The organism is Desulfoluna sp. CLI2B, from assembly GCF_056847375.1.
This window is the reverse complement of record NZ_CP186557.1, coordinates 1,162,272-1,179,007: the sequence shown is the minus strand read 5'-3', so window position 1 is coordinate 1,179,007 and position 16,736 is coordinate 1,162,272. Positions and strand designations below refer to the sequence as shown.

General features: G+C 53.1%; 11 protein-coding genes and 1 riboswitch. Of the genes, 7 read left to right on the top strand and 4 right to left on the bottom strand.

What is annotated here, in order from left to right; genetic code table 11:
- Nucleotides 1-137: 137 nt before the first annotated feature.
- The gene (recA, locus tag ACOYW2_RS05830) at nt 138-1,163 is read right to left on the bottom strand and encodes a recombinase RecA (RefSeq protein ID WP_482422098.1); all 1,026 of its coding nucleotides are present in this window, start codon (nt 1,161-1,163) and stop codon (nt 138-140) included.
- A 370-nt stretch (nt 1,164-1,533) separates the two neighbouring features.
- Between recA and ACOYW2_RS05825 the strand changes: the two genes are divergently transcribed.
- On the top strand, nt 1,534-1,998 hold the full coding sequence (locus ACOYW2_RS05825; RefSeq protein WP_482417058.1) for a glycine zipper 2TM domain-containing protein: 465 nt from the start codon (nt 1,534-1,536) through the stop codon (nt 1,996-1,998).
- A gap of 108 nt (nt 1,999-2,106) precedes the next feature.
- Here ACOYW2_RS05825 and ACOYW2_RS05820 read toward each other — a convergent pair whose 3' ends face one another.
- Entirely contained in the window at nt 2,107-3,270 is a 1,164-nt protein-coding gene (locus ACOYW2_RS05820; RefSeq protein ID WP_482769735.1) for a hypothetical protein, read from the bottom strand.
- Between the two features lie 522 nt (nt 3,271-3,792).
- Between ACOYW2_RS05820 and ACOYW2_RS05815 the strand changes: the two genes are divergently transcribed.
- The 5 genes from ACOYW2_RS05815 (at nt 3,793) to ACOYW2_RS05795 (ending at nt 11,402) form a co-directional block, all read left to right on the top strand.
- Nucleotides 3,793-4,434 carry a DUF2867 domain-containing protein gene (locus ACOYW2_RS05815; protein ID WP_482769734.1) on the top strand — a complete coding sequence of 214 codons (642 nt, stop codon included), beginning with the start codon at nt 3,793-3,795 and terminating at the stop codon, nt 4,432-4,434.
- 578 nt (nt 4,435-5,012) lie between these two features.
- Nucleotides 5,013-5,199: riboswitch (cobalamin riboswitch) on the top strand.
- 226 nt (nt 5,200-5,425) lie between these two features.
- Nucleotides 5,426-6,415: a helix-turn-helix transcriptional regulator gene (locus ACOYW2_RS05810; RefSeq protein WP_482769733.1), complete on the top strand. Its 990-nt coding sequence runs from the start codon at nt 5,426-5,428 to the stop codon at nt 6,413-6,415.
- A 393-nt stretch (nt 6,416-6,808) separates the two neighbouring features.
- Nucleotides 6,809-8,920, top strand: coding sequence for a TonB-dependent receptor (locus ACOYW2_RS05805; protein WP_482769732.1), 2,112 nt, complete (start codon nt 6,809-6,811; stop codon nt 8,918-8,920).
- Nucleotides 8,921-9,108: 188 nt separating this feature from the next.
- On the top strand, nt 9,109-10,143 hold the full coding sequence (locus ACOYW2_RS05800; RefSeq protein ID WP_482769731.1) for a methyltransferase: 1,035 nt from the start codon (nt 9,109-9,111) through the stop codon (nt 10,141-10,143).
- Nucleotides 10,140-11,402, top strand: a complete 1,263-nt coding sequence (locus ACOYW2_RS05795; RefSeq protein WP_482769730.1) for an MFS transporter — start codon at nt 10,140-10,142, stop codon at nt 11,400-11,402. The genes ACOYW2_RS05800 and ACOYW2_RS05795 overlap by 4 nt, the downstream gene beginning before the upstream one ends.
- Nucleotides 11,403-11,596: 194 nt before the next feature.
- Here ACOYW2_RS05795 and ACOYW2_RS05790 read toward each other — a convergent pair whose 3' ends face one another.
- A complete protein-coding gene (locus tag ACOYW2_RS05790; RefSeq protein WP_482769729.1) occupies nt 11,597-13,576 on the bottom strand; it encodes a DUF748 domain-containing protein in 1,980 nt (659 codons plus the stop codon).
- A gap of 686 nt (nt 13,577-14,262) precedes the next feature.
- On the bottom strand, nt 14,263-15,222 hold the full coding sequence (locus ACOYW2_RS05785) for a SphA family protein (RefSeq protein WP_482769728.1): 960 nt from the start codon (nt 15,220-15,222) through the stop codon (nt 14,263-14,265).
- Nucleotides 15,223-16,334: 1,112 nt separating this feature from the next.
- Here ACOYW2_RS05785 and ACOYW2_RS05780 point away from each other — a divergent pair.
- Complete coding sequence (locus tag ACOYW2_RS05780; protein WP_482769727.1) at nt 16,335-16,604, top strand: hypothetical protein; 270 nt, start codon at nt 16,335-16,337, stop codon at nt 16,602-16,604.
- The last annotated feature ends 132 nt before the right edge of the window (nt 16,605-16,736 follow it).

Here is a 16,736-nt window from a genome sequence, read left to right as displayed (position 1 = left end):
CCGCCTGGGAGGGTCGCCGGGCTTTTTCGAGGCCACCAAAAATAATATACACAAATAAACAGCAAAAGGGCCTGCGCCTGATCAGGCGCAGCGCCCTTTTTTCAGTTTATCAAATGATTCCTTGCAGAACCACCCTATTATGCGTCCGCCGCCTCGTCCGCGGGGGCTTCGGCAATGCCCAGGGCTTCTTTGACCTTGCCCAGAACTTCGTCGTACAGCTCGGTGTTTTCGGCAAAGAACTTCTTGGCGTTTTCACGGCCCTGGCCCACGCGCTCTCCGTTGTAGGAGTACCACGCGCCGCTCTTCTCCACGATACCGGCTTCCACACCGATGTCGATGAGCTCTCCGGTCTTGGAGATGCCTTCGCCGTACATGAGGTCGAACTCCGCCTCTTTGAAGGGAGGCGCCATCTTGTTCTTCACCACCTTCACGCGGGTACGGTTACCCATGACCTCGGTGCCGTCCTTGATGGCGGACGAACGACGGATCTCCATGCGCACGGAGGAGTAGAACTTCAGGGCGTTGCCACCGGTGGTGGTTTCGGGGTTGCCGAAGACCACGCCGATCTTCATACGGATCTGGTTGATGAAGATCACGGTGGTGTTGGTGCGGCCGATGGTGGCGGTGAGCTTGCGAAGGGCCTGGCTCATGAGGCGGGCCTGGAGGCCCATGTGGGCGTCGCCCATCTCCCCTTCGATCTCGGCGCGGGGCACCAGGGCCGCCACGGAGTCCACCACGAGCACATCAACAGCGCCGCTTCGGACCAGCATGTCGGCGATCTCCAGGGCCTGCTCACCGGTGTCGGGCTGGGACACGAGCAGGTCGTCGCAGTTGACCCCCAGCTTCTGGGCGTACACAACATCCAGGGCGTGCTCGGCATCGATGAAAGCTGCAATGCCCCCGCGTTTCTGGGACTCAGCTACAATATGAAGGGTCAGGGTGGTTTTCCCGGATGATTCGGGGCCGTAGATCTCAATGACGCGACCCTTGGGCACACCACCTACTCCCAGGGCCTTGTCCAGGGCGATGGAACCGGTGGGAATAACGGGCACTGACGCCACTTCCCGGTTCCCAAGCTTCATGATGGCCCCTTTACCGAACTGGCGTTCAATCTGACCCATGGCCGTTTCAACGGCCTTATCCCTGTCAAAGGACGTGCCCATGCGCTCCTCCTTGGTCCTCTTTTCGGTCCGCTGCAGACAACCGAAAGTCTAAGGTATAATATCTATCTTGATTTACTGATTTTTTTACATAATTGAGACGAAAAGACATTTTTCGAATTTCTATCGATATATCACTCTTTGATCCATTATGCGAGCCCTGAAATAAACCGCCACCCCCTCCCGATTCCAGGGCTCCGCCCCCCGGCCCTGAGATTTGGTATTGATAAATCAGAACCCTTACTATAAACTTACGAAATCAATACCTTTTACACCCAAAATCTAACCCAGGGCATTGCCATGCCATCCATGCCCGCTGACCTCATCACACCCTGCCTGTTCACCACAAATAAAACCAAGGAGACCCTCCAAAATGAACACAAAAATCGCAGCCTATGCCGTGGCTATTTTTGTTTCAACCGCACTTCTGGGGTGCCAGCCCGGCAGCCAGGGAAGCAAAACCTACAAACCCGGTCAGGCCCAGCAGGCCATGTCCGTTTATTATGGCACAGTCCTCAATGTGGCCGATGTGCAGATCCAGCATGAAGAAAGCGGCGCAGGAGCCGTGGGAGGTGCCGTGGTAGGCGGGATTGTGGGCTCCACCATCGGCGGAGGCAGCGGCAGCACCCTGGCCACCACCGCCGGAGCCCTGGGCGGAGCTGCTGCGGGAAGCGCAGCCGAGCGCTCACGGGCCATGCGCCCCGGGGTTGAGATCGAGCTGGAACTCGACGACGGACGCATCATGGTGGTTGTCCAGGAGAAAGACGACGAATACGTCGTGGGGGACAGGGTCCGCCTCATCGAAAGCGGGGACGGCACGATGCGCGTCCGACAGTAACGTCAACGGCAAGCCTTGGATACCGCCAGAAACATAAAGGGCCCTGCAGCATAAACTGCAGGGCCCTTTTGCGCTCTCAAACAAAAACAGGAAGGGACACCGCCTCCGTCAAAAAACACTGGGCACCCAGCCAAAAAGTCCCGAAACAGCCCCCACATAACGAGCAACAACCACACTGTGCGCAGGTACATTGAAAACAAGGCCGAGAATCCCGGAAAAATAAAGATGCATCACAACGCCTTCAGGCGCATACCGGATGCCTTGCCTCCAGAATCGAAACGGCACCACAACACCGGCAAAAACAAGCCCCCAGAACAGCGCCGTTTCACAAACCGACACCACAGGAACAGCCATCAACACCCGGGTCATATCCACCATGCCCTGAATATCAAAAAACAGATATATCGCGCCGTACATACACTGGGACATGACATACGCCAGGAGCCCCACCTCAACAGCGTAAGATATAGTGGTACGTACAAGGCCCGCAGCACTTAACAGCAGCACCCCCACCACACCTGCGGAAGCCACCACAGCGCCCCAGAACACCACCCAGCCGGTGAGTTCTGCCCATGTCACCGACGCAAAGACCGAAGCCTTACCGAAAATAAAGGTTCCAACACCAACGCCTCCCATGGAGACAACGTACAGCGTCGGGGCCATAACCAAGATCAAGGCGTTCAAAGGGTTCAGAACATAGCCTTTTGAGTCCTCGGAGCCCGCATAATACGCGAAATTCACCCACACGCTGCATGCCAGGGGCCTGAAGAACCCTGCATAGAGAACCCCGGCAATCAGAAGCCACAGAACAGCCGCCCTTCCCCCTGAAGCGCTACCCCTCAGCACCTCGTCGCCCAGGCTCATAATGTCCGGGTGCTTGAGCACATAATAGGCGGCACCAAGGGAGACCGCACCCGAGGCCCCAAAAAGGCAGCGTCCCACCAGACTCTTCCCTGCCCCAAACATGGCCTCGGCCCTATCCAGGCGAGCCTCGCCGAACCGCGCAGCAAACCCCGCAATAAAGATTCCATACATAAACACACGCGGGCCCCTGACCGAATAGTGAAAAAGGCTCAGCAGATAACCACTGGCGGCATACGCCACGCCCCCCACCAGAAAAAGCGACAGAAACGCAAGGCCCGGCGGCACGGGTCCATGGCCGCTCCTAGTTGAAACGTCACCACCATCCCCCGCCATGCCCCTTTCCTCACATCGAGACGCGCCCCCCAGACCAGTACCGAGCAGCACCATGGTCTTGTAGATGATGCCCATGACGACATCTATTGCCGACCAAAAAGGCACACAGGAAAGGTGCCCATGTCGTATCTTCCTCAGCGTATCCACCGTGTATCCCCTCATCCAAAAAATAACCGACGGTTCTTGCTCACCACAACGGCGATAATCAGTTGTTACGGAACATCCGGGCTTAACGCCTTTGCAAGTTGTTGACGAATGCCCTTCAACACCCGGATGACGAGGACCATGGGGCACTCGGCTCGCCCAAAGGGGGAGAAAATCGAGCAGGAAACCGTGAATTACATTTTACACCTTTGAAATGTCTAATTTTTCGCCACAACAACGAATTGGAATAACTCTCTATTATTACAGATGGTCCGTTTTCTCATGAAATACCCGGGCTAAATTTCAATGGGACTATTCCGCAGTTCTGTGCTTAATTGAGACGGTCCCTCTCAACCAGCAGCGTTAGCTAAAAATAAACCATGCTGCTATGTGATTTGGTAACAAGAAGGGTCCATCATTTTTGGTAATAACGAGCCTTACAGAGGAGTAATCATGGATTTTACTGCCGCAGCCTCAACGCATACCAAATTCAACTGGAGGGTCCGTTCCCTGGCTTCCGATTTCATACTCGAGGATACCTGGGAGTTCCCATATGAATTCAGCGCAAAGGACGGGGTCGACTTACATTTGTTCCAGAAATCCGCCATTGAGCCCATGATGAAGGACATTTACGATGTCTCCATAGCGGGAATGCTCTTCAGGGTACGAAAGGTTTTAGGCGCGTTATTTCGTATCGATAACAACTTGAACAATCACCCCATTCCGGGCTGCAGAGAAAAGAGCCTTCGGGATCGTTTGCAGGATGGGGACCTTGAAAAAAACACTCCGCAGCGCGCGATGGACATCTCAACGCGCGACTATATGGACTTCAGGCCAGTGTATACCTTCGAGGACGAAACGCTCCATGAGCTCTCCAATTCCACCGAGCATGCGTTGATGCACTATGCATGGTCTCCCTCGGGAGACGGAAAGTGGAAGGTCCGCCTTGCGGTCTACATCAAGTACAGGAGCAGTTTCAGCGCGCTTTACATGAGATGTATCCGACCATTCCGCCACTACGTGGTCTACCCCCATATTTTCAGGAAGTGCATGGCCCACTGGGAAGCACGATCCGATGAAGGAGTCGCGTCTTGATGACCAGAAGGGTTAAAGCTTCGTTTTGCCCATCCTGATTGCATAAAACGTTGTCAGGTCGCGATGAATATGGGGAAAGGGGTAACGACAAGATCGTTGCTTACCCCGCCCTAAAAGGTTTGCGAATCCGCCGCCCCGCATACGGCTTTCCGATGCCGAAAAAGACATAACCCACCTTGCTCTACCAGCCCCCTTCCATATCAACGACACCTCAGATAAGCCATTACCGGCCATGGCCTATGGAGGCGACCCTCAACACCACATGCCAATGCAAACCTTCACCGAACCAGAACCTTTTCCGTTTGACATCCATAAACCCCTCATGTAATGACAATTCAATAAATCCAGAATAATTGTTGGCAAAGGATATGATGCCGATTGCCCTTTTTATGTGCAGTTCATGATCAGCCGGTGGGGTATCGCCTCTTCGACAGTGTATTCTGGCAGACATACAGGGGCCCAAGCAGAAAAGAACACATTCCCTGGGAATGCCGTGATGAAGTAACCCGAACACCATGGGCAACGCGCTGGTGACTCACCAGGCAGCCGGAGGGTTTCATTTGGTTTCTTCGATATATGCTTCGGCCCTGACTTCAGGTACTGAATAAAATCAGTATAACAAGGAATCCTGTGAAAATCAGGAACGGGCCCGCCGCTGTAACCGGGGACGAACACTGCACACAGCCACTGCCACACTGTGACGGGAAGGCGCAGCCAGTAGGATGATCCGGGAGTCAGAAGACTTACCTGAATGGAGATGTGTTATCACTTTATGGCACCAAAGTGATGACGTTGTTGTGGTATGAAAAACGGTAACCCACACAGGAAAGATCCTGTGTGGGTTTTTTATTGCCTGAGCACATACCGGAGGTATCGGCACCCGCCAGGCAATAAAGCACGTCACACGATGTTTTGATATCACTCCTTTGCCGCCATTCAGACACCATGCGGGCTACGTTTTTAAACAAACCGTGTGTAAAGGGTGTGCTGTATGGACTCCGAATTAAGGCATCAACGTTCCGACGACATCGTTTCAGATCATATGGACCTTGAACTGAGGCGGCCCGAAAACGGTGAGAAGGGATGGACCAAAGAGATCCCCCTAAGGCCCGGGCTCTCCTTGATTCTTACCAAGGCAACGTATGCCGAAGGCGTGACCTCCCATTTCGAAATGGAGCGGTCCCCACTGCTCTTTTGCTTTGTACTCTCAGGAAGCGGCCGGTCCATAGTCAACCTGGGGAAACCCAAGCCGACAATCATCCAGGCAGAGACAGGCACATGCACCGTATCCTGCTTTCCAAATTCACAAGGGTACAGCCAATTTCCCCCTGAAAAACCCGTTCACATGCTCCACATCCAGGTCGACCCGGTCGTGTTGGGCATGTTCTCCCGGGGGGATATGGAGCAAGCCCCCGCCGATCTCCGGGCTGTTATGGAGGGGTGCCCCAAGACCCACTACCACTATGCGGGCTCCATGCCCCCTGCCATGCAAACCGCCCTTCACCAGCTTCTCAATTGCCCGTATCAGGGCCTGATCAAACGAGTCTTCCTCGAAAGCAAGGCCCTTGAGTTGATATCGCTTCAACTTGAACAGGCTGCCATTGCCAGACACAGCATAAAAAAAACCGCTCCGCTTCGCCCTTCCGATATAGACCGTGTCCATGAGGCCATGGGCATTATCGTCGAGAATATGCAGACCCCGCCATCACTGCTGGAACTTGCCAGTCGAGTCGGGCTGAATGATTTCAAGCTCAAGAACGGGTTCAGGCAGGTCTGTGGGCAAACGGCCTTCGGCTATTTACATGAGCATCGGATGGAGAGAGCCCGCCAGCTTCTGGAAGAGGGCAACATGAATATCAAGGAGATATCGTATCAGGTTGGCTATATGGACGCGGGGCGATTCTCCGATGCCTTTAAAACCAAATTCGGCATCAGGCCGAGTATTTACCGAAGCAACACGTGCTTCAGCGCCATGCCTTAAGCCCCCTCTTTTCCCGGAAGCCTGAGCCCCCTTTGCTTTGGGCCGACGCACGGTTGACGCAAAAGTCAGGCAACAGCACACCGAGGAAGACTGCCTCCTTTAAAGCCGATTCCGTCCAAAAATCCATCCAGGTCATGCAAGAATCCGTTTCGGTCATACCACCCCCATTTCACCCCATGAACAGCGGCGCTATATTGCGGCAATACCATTACATGATGGCTTTATTTTTATCGTTTTTCACCCTTCAAAGGAGCCGGGTGCCCACCCTGATGATCCGTCATCAGCGCCTTGTGGCAATGAGGCTGCAAGGGCAACTCAGATGCGCTGAACTGCGGTTTGCCCCTTAAGTTCAGGCCCATCACTCGTAACAGATTCAGCTTTAAGGAACAGGTCATGAATAGAAACAGAGATCGATTTCCAAAGGGTTTTATGGCGTCGCTGCTCGTTGTACTGGTGGCTCTATCCCCATTATCAGCGTCTTTGGCGATGGCACAGGAGCAGAAAGCAGAACCGTCATCTTTTCGGCTTGAGCCCGTAACGGTTACGGCCCAAAAAGTGGAAGAGCATGTTCAGGATGTCCCCATGAGTCTGTCCGTCTTCACCGGCACCGACATCGAAGATTCCGGCAGCAAGGACATGAGTGATCTTGTTCGCTATGTCCCCAACCTGTTCATGAACGAATCCTCGGCGGAGAATCTATTGGTTTTAAGGGGTGTCTCCTCCTTTACAACCTCCATTTACTCTCCCACCGGGTTTTATGTGGACGGGGTCAATTTCCCGCTGCACTACATGTACAACACCGAACTGCTCGACCTTGAAAGGGCTGAGGTTTTGCGGGGCCCCCAAGGGACCCTGTACGGTCGGAACAGTGAATCCGGCGTCATCAACCTTGTGACCAGGCAGCCGGACAATGAGTTCAAGGGAAAGCTTTTTACCGAATACAGCAGCTACGACTCCTGGCGGGCCGGGATGAATGCAAGTGGCCCTATTATCGAAAACACCCTCTATCTGGGCGTTGCGGCTCAAGCAAGTATCTCCGACGGCTTCATCACAAACACATGCAACGGCGATGATAAAAGCGCTGAAAAAGACCAGAAGAACGGCCGCGCCACCCTGAGGTGGACCCCCACGGACCAGTGGGACCTGTCCTTCACAGCCGATTTCATGGACACCGATGACCAGCAGAATTCCTACAGGTACCGCACAGGACCGTATGCAACGGATTATAACACCATCAGCCACAACGACGCCGATGAGTACTCCCGCCAGGAAGGCAACGGCCAGACACTGAACATGAAGTATTCCGGCGAGTCCTTCAACATGACGTCCGTCACCGGGTTACGGACCTATTCCCACAGCTACAGCACCGATATGGACTGCACCAATGACCTGGGCCCCCTCAACTGGGGGGCTTCGCCCAACAAATACAGCATCGACCATATGAGCCAGGAGGTCAGGCTGTTCTCCCCGGACAACCAAGGGCCCTTTCAATGGCTCGCGGGTATATACGGGTTCAAGGAGGAAACCGAAGTAACAAGCGAGAGAAAAGCCTGGGCCATGAAGGCCGACACCGATATCGACATCGACGGGTATGCAGGATTCGGACAGTGCACGGTCACGGTGTTGGATAAAATGCACCTGACGGCAGGCCTGAGGTTTGACCATCAGCAACTGCACGGAACCATGACGGGCAAAGGCGGGGCCGGGGTCATCGATCAGGACAAGAAGCTGGATTACAATGAGTGGCTCCCGAAGTTCTCCATTGCCTATGATCTTACCGGCAATGTCATGGCGTATACCACGGCGTCCAAAGGGTACATGGTCGGCGGGTACAACTATGGTTACATGCCCAGCGATAAAGAGGCGTTCTATTATGATCCCGAATACACCTGGAACTACGAGGCAGGTATCAAAACATCGTGGCTGAATGAGAGGCTCATTGCCAACCTGGCGGCCTTTTACATCGATATCGACGACAAACAGGTGGTGGAGTGGTCCTTTGCCGCAGGCACGTCCATAAACAACGCTGCAAAGGCCCATTGCATGGGCGTGGAACTGGAAATTCAGGCCCGCCCCCTTCCCGGCCTGGACCTGTTCTCCGGCTTTGGGTACGTCAAATCAGAGTTCGACGACTGGAAGGCCCTGCAACAGGACGGCTCTTTTTATGATTTTGATGGAAACAGCCTCCCCAATGTCCCGCAGTACACCTACAACCTGGGCGCATCCTATTTCCTTGAAAATGGATTGTTCACAAGGGCGGAACTCCTCGGCACAGGTGAGTTTTACGGAGACCCCAAAAACAACACCAAACAGGAAGCATACGAGATCGTAAACCTTCGCTTTGGGTACGAAGCCGAGAGCTGGAAGGTGGAAGTCTGGAGCAAAAACCTGCTGGATGAAGAATACGTCACGGCTCTGTTCGACAACAGCGCCATGGGCCTTGGCGAGCTGGTCCAGGATGGCGACCCCAGAACAATCGGCATTACGACCACTTATTACTTTTAAACACCGACGTCTCTGGGCGCAAAAAGTAAGTTACCGTTTTCAACGCGATATTGTTGCCCTACGGACAAGCCGGGTGCCCCTCTTTTCCACCTACCGGAGCACCCGGCCCTCACAATCCCCAGGCCAGGCAAAGGCCTCACATTTAGGCTTTCTACGTAACGATAGAGACTTACATAAGGAGCGGCATCATGCCCTATTCCCCGAAAACAGACGCAGATTTTAGCACGCTGTATGAAATAATGACGGGCCCGGTTCAATCAAAGCTTCTGTTCGTCGGCATGGAGCTGAAGGTGTTTAATCAGCTGAAGGAACCCAGATCATCCCGTGAGGTGGCTGAGGCCCTGGGAACCCACCTCGAAAATACCAGGCTCTTTTTAAATGGCCTCACAGCCATGGGCTTGGTGACAAAAAGCAACCATCTATACCAGAACACGCCTTTTACACAAACCTCCCTTGTGGAAGGGAGCCCGACATGCTTCAGCGACATGCTCAGGCAAATAGCGTCCATGCGGGAACGTGCCATTGCCGACCTCTCAGCGCTGGTCAAAAAAGGTCCTCCCCTGCCCTCAAAAGAGACAGACATGGGAGATGAAGAGGTCTGGGCCCGGTATGCCGTGTCAATGGCCAACTACCAGAGAGCCGGGGCAGCCCAACAGGCCGTTGAGATTGTCTCGGCCATTCCGGAATTTTCCTCGTTTAAAACCATGCTGGATTTGGGGGGAGGCCCCGGGATCATAGGGATAGCCCTTGTCAAAGCACATCCCACCATGAACGGGGTCATCTTTGATCAACCGGCCGTTGCCCGTATTGCTGAGCAGTTCATCAAAGAGCATCACATTGAAAATCGCATCACGACCATGGGGGGTGATTACAACGAGGACCCCATTGGCGGAAAATACGACCTGATATGGGCAAGCACAACGCTCAACTTTGCCAAACCGAACATTGACAGCCTCATACAAAAAATATATGAATCCCTAAATCCAGGAGGTTACTTTGTCAGCATCGCCGATGGACTGACCTGTGAACGCACACAGCCCGGACACTATGTGCTGGACCAGCTTCCCTCAGCGCTCATGGGCCATGATTTCGGCATGAACCAGGGCGTTATCGCAGGCGCCATGGTCCGTACCGGCTTTCAAACAGTCCGCAGCCAGACCATCCAAACCCCCATGATGCCCATGGAATTGGACATAGCCAGAAAGGCCTTATACCCATCATGAAGCACCCAACGATCCAGTTTAAAATGACTCTTTTGTTTGTCATGTATATGCTGCAGAACATCTATACCGGCTTAACCTGGGTTCTGCTGCCAATTCTCATGCGGAAGCAGGGGTTCGGTCTCAGTGAAATCGGTTTTTCTGTTTTGGTATACAGCCCCTGGGCCTTAAAATTTCTCTACGCATCACAGGTTGACCGCTGGCACTTTCCCTGGCTGGGGCGCCGTAAAAGCTGGTTTGCCCCTTTCATGATCCTGACCTGCCTTGCATTGCCCGTTCTGTCGTTTCTGGATCCCCAAACCCAGCTTGACAAAGTACTCATGGTGGTGTTTTTCCTCAACCTGTGCACATCCACCGCAGACATTGCCGTCGATGGATACGCCACGGATATCTTACAGCCCCATGAAATGCCCATGGGCAACACCATACAGATGTCTGGCTATTGGACCGGGATGCTCATCGGATCAAGCTTTTTCATAAGGCTGTATGAATCGTCGGGCTGGAGTCATACCTTCATGGCGCTCACCGGCCTCTACTGCCTGTTGACCGTGCCTGTTTTACTGCATGGCGAGATCAAGCCCCTCACCTCGGCAGAAACAGACCAACGTGCCGAGGACAACCGTCCAAGTGCCCTGGCATTTGTCAGGACCGGATCATTCCTGTATGTCGTGATGTTCCTGATAATCAGCTCACTGATCATGCGGGCGGGAAGCCAGCTCCGGTTCCCCATGCTGGTGGACAAGGGATTCAACACAGATGATATCGGCAAGCTCATGATGTACTTCGGCACTCCCATGTCCATTCTCGGGTCTGTTATCGGAGGGGCCTGTATCAAGCGGATGGGCGAAGGAAAGGTGTTTGTTGCGGGATGCCTCATGTCGGCTGTCGTGGGTTTGTGGTCCGTAGGGTTGCTCAAACTTCAACACCCATCCATCCATGAGGCATCCGTGATGTTTGCCGTTGAGTACCTGATGATGGGCATGATGATGGTCCTGGCTTACAACCTGATCATGAAAGTCAGCGCTGGCCCCCAGTCCGCCACAAACTTCGCCGTGCTATGCGCGTCCAATCATATCATTTCGTTTATCGTGATGTCCGTCATGGGCGTATTGTGCGACCAGACCGGATACATCATCCTCTTCTCCGCACTGACGGCCACGGCCCTTTTGCTCATCATTCCCGGTCGAGGGTTGATTCTCAACCGAATCCTTTCACCACCCGATGAATCCTTACACGAAAAACCCATGAAGATGGCTGGGTAAGGATTCAGGAAAAGGACAAAAAGCAATGCCTCCGGCGGCAAGGTGAGCCACCTTGAAAGCTGGTTGCCCCTGCGCTTTACCCCTCGTCCCCCGGGTTAAAGCGCAGCGGCATTCGTTGCACATTTATTTTGCCCCTGAAAGCAAAGCGCATAACCAGTCGAGAGATTAACCGGTTGACTCCATTTTGTAAGCCGTCATTCCGTAACAGGCGGGTAAGGCATTGTTTCCAGAGCATTCTGTGCCCTTTCCATGGCCGCTTCATGGCGTGCCGGTATCCCCTGATTCCACGCATTCAACCTGGCCCCGCCTTTCAGGCTGGAGTATGAGCTCGCGCCCCCCTGTACCGTGGAACTTCCCACGTTCCTGGCAGAATCAACGGTAACAATAACCGTACCCGACGTAGAATCCGTGAACCCAGATTTTATTTGTTCTTTGTCCCAGGTTACGACTCCGGCACCAACACCACGGGCACCTTTTAGAATACTTTTGCCTATATTCAGGGCAGCACTGCCCAGCCCCTTTGTCACCTCGACACCTCCGGAAGCAATGTCAGCCCCCGCATGAATGCTATCTTTTCCCAGCCTGAAAATGCCACCGGATAAACGGCCAACAACCCCAAGCAGAATTTTATCCATTTGCACTTTGGGAGCATTGAGGGGGCCCGTAATCTTGATGGTATTATACTTCACATTTCTGTCGGTCAGTATCGAGGAGTTAAGGTGCAGCGACTCTGTGTTAACCGCAAGCCCGATGTCGGCATCAAGGCCGGTGGCTCCTATAGCCTTCCGTGTTGCCGATGGAACCATGGCACCCAATGTGTCCAGCTTGAAACCTGTCACCCGAACCTGGGCGTTTATCAGGGGGAAACCGACCCCGACATGGCCAATTGACCCTAAAAGGCCCAGGTATGCCGTTGGATGATCTTCAGGCTGGCTAAGCGCAAATGATCCCGAGACAGAGGCCGGTGGGCTCTCTTCCCTGGTGTCAAACAAGCGCAGCCCACTGATGTTGAGTTCAATGTCTTTTATCGGTAAAGCGATGCCTTTTTTGGGCAGGGAATCATTCTGATACGTCAGAGCCCCGTCTTCCAGCCGGACTTTTTTAAACATGATAACCGGCCGTTTGGTTTCGGTGGAGGGCTCGCTGGGCGCCACTTCCGTAACCTGTTCATCTGCTTTGCCCCTCCGCCCCTTCAACATGCCGATCAATCGTTTGAGTATGCCGGGTTCCTCTTTTGGCGGCTCAACGATGTCCGGTTCTTCCACCGGCCCGCCAAAGATCTGCCCCAGGCGCTGCCAATTGGATGCGCCGTCTTCCTGGACAATCAGGGATAACGAAGGCCCCTTTACCCGGACACTCTCAATCACCATTTCCGGTGCCCCAAAATCCAGCCCGTCACTGTGAATCTCCAACCTGTCCAGGCCGGCAAACGGCTCCATATCAAAGCCGGGTGGTTGGTCCACCCTGAGCCCACTCAAGGCAAACATGATCTTGCCGCAAAGGATATCCCCCTGCATCACATCACGGAGCTGCAGGTCATCCACAGCCAGATCAAGTTGCAACTCAGAAGACCATTGCTGCTTCGAAAGGCCATCGATAAGTGAAATGCGGATGCTTTCAAAACGTATGGAATCTATGCCAATAGAGGGAATGGACACCCCACTCCCATCAGGGTCCACAGGGGGTTCGGTATCAGGTTCTGCATCTGCTTTGCCTGGCTTCACGATATTCTGAACACTCACGTTTCCCTCGTCATCACGTATGACGACGATGGACAGGTCTTTCAGCACGAGCTCTTCTGCAGTAAGAGAGCCAACAAGCAGCGAGATCAGCTTGACGTCCAGCACCAACGTCTCAAGATGCAGAAGCGGTGTTGATCCGAACTGTTGTTGCGAATTGATGGTAAGTCCCTTGACTTCCACTCGCCCCTCTGCCAACTCAACATCGATGGCATCAAGGGATCCGCCACCTGCCAGGTAGGTATTCAGGAGTTTATGGATCTGGGTGTGCGCAATTGAATTGATGTTCATGTTCAGGATGCTCAACGCAATGATCACAACCAGCGTTAAGCCTGTCAACGCGACCCACCACCACTTAAATCGGTAATTTTTTTTGTTGTGTGCGCTCATCACAGGCAGTCCCATAGGGTCGGCATAGACAACACCTGTCGTCATCCGACCATTCCCGACGTATTGAAGTTTGATTAGCTGAAGGCTGGTTATTTTCTGGCAGCAGTAGAACAAATCACGCAAACCCCAGGCTCTGTCTCAGAACACACTGGATTCGTGCAGGGGCGAAGCGACGTGCAGGTGACCCGATGTTCTCCGTTCATTTCATGAACGCAAGCCACACGGGTTCGGTTGATATGAGCTTATGCCCATTTTTCCTATTATAGCGCCACGACATGGCTTTTGCCATTGGAAAACAAGCCGTTAAAACAGATCCCGCGACGGCAAATGCCCCTGCGGAGATTAAGCATAGTTCTATTGGGAAAGACGCCAGAAAGGCTCTGTAAAGAAAGAAGGACGCTGTCAGATCTGTGGTGCAGAGCATGACAAAATCTGATCAGGAAGACGTGGAATCTATTCTCCCCTAACCCGGATATTTCACAAGTCGAGTGCACCCATATTCAAGGCATCAGAGCTGCAGATGTCGTTGTTTATCTCAAAGCTCTAATAACGCAGAAGATGGGTGCACTTGGCTCGCCCGAAGGGTGAGAAAATCAAACAGCAAACGTCGATTTACATTTTGACTGATTGTTTTCTCATGAAATATCCGGGCTAACCACCCCGGGACCACATGATCCCGGGGCGGGTTGGAGGGGGGGGGCGTAAAGAGGGCTTCCGGCTGGAGCCCTCAACTAGAAATGATGCACGTAACGCACATTGTATCGGTTGCCTTCCGTTCGGTTTTCAGCGCCCGATTCAAAGTAAACGTTGACGAGAAGGTTATCATCCTTGCCCAGATGGAGCACACCGCCAGGACCGATGGCAAAGACTTTCTCGGCAGTGCCGTCGATACGTTTGCCATCATATTCTGTATCTTGATACTGGTTGAGATAATACCCGTTCAGCCCGAGCCGGAGCCGACCGGGAATCACCTCATAGGCCGTTGTAAAGTTCGCATGGAAGGCATCCCCGGCCCGGGTCTCCGTCACACCAACCAATCCATCGTTGGGGTCATCATTTTTAAAGTTATAAAGATAGTGAAGCCGAGCTGAAACGGTGAGCTTTGGCGTCAGAAAGGCGGTAAATGCCCAATAGGGGTTGAATGTATAGGTGTTGGAGCCTGGGTTCAGTTCCTTGTCAGAATCATATTTTCCCGTGGGAAAGGTAACCTGAAGCTCAATCCGATGCATGAATTTCGGCCCATTGGCCCCCATGATGGGATCCCACTGAATAAACGGCCCCACAAGAACATCTCCGAGCCCGGTGCCATTGTCTTCAGGAAAGGGCGCATCCATGGCGTAAGACATATCCAGCCCAACCACCGGGATCATCACATTCACACCCCATTTGCCCCCCAGGAAAACAGGCTGATCCGACTGATAAATAAACTGAGACATGGATATCCAGATATCAAGATTCTCATCGGCACCGTCCGGCAATGCCGCATCCCCCTGGGCATTTTTCAGTGAATCAGACTCGTAGTATTGCACATACTGAGAGTAATAAAACCCCGGCCCCGATGGCGGCCCCCCGTCCAGAAAGCTTGTGAATCCCAAGTTCACACTTGGCATATCATACGCCATCGCCCCACCAACAGTAGCGAGCATCCCCACAACCATCCCCACGAACCCTACCAACAATTTACCTCTCACAACCCCTCCTCAATCCCAAAATATGAGTCACATAGACCACGGAGCGCCAACCGCCCTCAAAAACACGTCCGAGCAAAAGATACCAGCCATTTGTTTCTATACACAGAAACAAAGAGCCCATTTTGTAGCAAGACTTTCGCATAATCGCAAGCTCGATTTTTCATTCCACGAACAAAGATCGGGCGAGCCCACGTAGCGGACTATAGTTTTGAAACAACTTGAGTAAAAAGAGTGGAATTCTCTAATGGCGGGTGGACGGGACCAGGGAAAGCACGTCCCAAACCGGATATTTTATGCAAGGGCAAGGCATCAGATGAGCACGCTCCGCTTTGCCGATCATACGCGTATAGGGCTATGACAGGTTGTGGAGGGGGGCCGGTGCGGGTGGCGGGTTATTTCTATGGATTTTGAAATGAATAACCATGGAATATAACGACAAAAAAACTATTGACACACCGAGAGGATGAATTTATGGTTGATCGTAATAACTAGTTATTATCATTGAAAGGCGACCCGACAGGATGCGGACACATCCTGCCAGGCCTGACCAAAACAACCTAACACGGAGGTCGTTATGGCTAAGCGGTTTTTTACACCAGCCCCCGATCCATTTCAAGTCGTATTTTCCTTCATGCGCGGCATCCCGCGCCACGTTTACCACCATCATTGCCGATTCAAATGGCCTATGAACACGTGCGTTTCTGACTGACGGCGGGGAAAACGCCCCTTCGGAACTCTGCGCGTCTTCGAGCTGCACTGGCAATGAAGGAGTTCTGCCTCTTTTCCTCCTCATCTCACCGAAGGTGCGTTTTCCCTTTCCCGATGCCTGAAGGGCTCTTTTGCCTTTTGGGGCAGCCTTGTCCCTTTTCCCGATTTTTTTGGGGGAAGGAATCATCAGGGTACAGGGGCAAGGCCAGAGGGGGTAGGTCATAGCAAGACCCTGCGTTCCATACGCTACGGTTCCGGTGTATCGGTGCATTTGGCTTTTCAGGTACAGCCATAAGTGCCGATGACTTCGGGCAAATGCTATGGCCTATTCCCGACTTCTTGAATGCCCCCCCTGTTTTTCTTTGCCCTTCTTTCCCTATCACCTAATTCATTGGGAGTTCACCATGACCACGTCACCGGGAATGTTCGAAGGCTCCGAAATTTCGGAGCTGTGCGACTCCATCAAAGACATCCACCGTCTGTTGAAATCTGTGGGGGCTTTTCACGCGGAACTGGATGAGGCAGAAGCGCCAGGAGGAAACGGCCTTCAGATCGACTTCAAAAAATGGGGAATCCGAACCATCACCGAAGACCTCCTGGCCCGGCAGTATGCCAAGATTGATCGGATGGCGGCAATTTATAAGGAGGAGCAGGATAAAATGCGGGGAAGGTGATGGCGCTTTTGGCATTGGATTGGCACACTTTGATTTGCCCGGCCTACCCTCCTCCACGGTGGATTATTCCATGCAAATCAAACGCAAAAAGGGCACCCCAATTGAGGTGCCCTTTTTTTAGCCGACCTTTAA

Coding starts and splice junctions, on each gene's coding strand:
- recA (WP_482422098.1), bottom strand. CDS start 1,163: ATGGGCACGTCCTTTGACAGGGATAAGGCCGTTGAAACGGCCATGGGT.
- ACOYW2_RS05810 (WP_482769733.1), top strand. CDS start 5,426: ATGGACTCCGAATTAAGGCATCAACGTTCCGACGACATCGTTTCAGAT.
- ACOYW2_RS05800 (WP_482769731.1), top strand. CDS start 9,109: ATGCCCTATTCCCCGAAAACAGACGCAGATTTTAGCACGCTGTATGAA.
- ACOYW2_RS05820 (WP_482769735.1), bottom strand. CDS start 3,270: ATGGGCATCATCTACAAGACCATGGTGCTGCTCGGTACTGGTCTGGGG.
- ACOYW2_RS05790 (WP_482769729.1), bottom strand. CDS start 13,576: ATGACGACAGGTGTTGTCTATGCCGACCCTATGGGACTGCCTGTGATG.
- ACOYW2_RS05780 (WP_482769727.1), top strand. CDS start 16,335: ATGACCACGTCACCGGGAATGTTCGAAGGCTCCGAAATTTCGGAGCTG.
- ACOYW2_RS05815 (WP_482769734.1), top strand. CDS start 3,793: ATGGATTTTACTGCCGCAGCCTCAACGCATACCAAATTCAACTGGAGG.
- ACOYW2_RS05795 (WP_482769730.1), top strand. CDS start 10,140: ATGAAGCACCCAACGATCCAGTTTAAAATGACTCTTTTGTTTGTCATG.
- ACOYW2_RS05805 (WP_482769732.1), top strand. CDS start 6,809: ATGAATAGAAACAGAGATCGATTTCCAAAGGGTTTTATGGCGTCGCTG.
- ACOYW2_RS05825 (WP_482417058.1), top strand. CDS start 1,534: ATGAACACAAAAATCGCAGCCTATGCCGTGGCTATTTTTGTTTCAACC.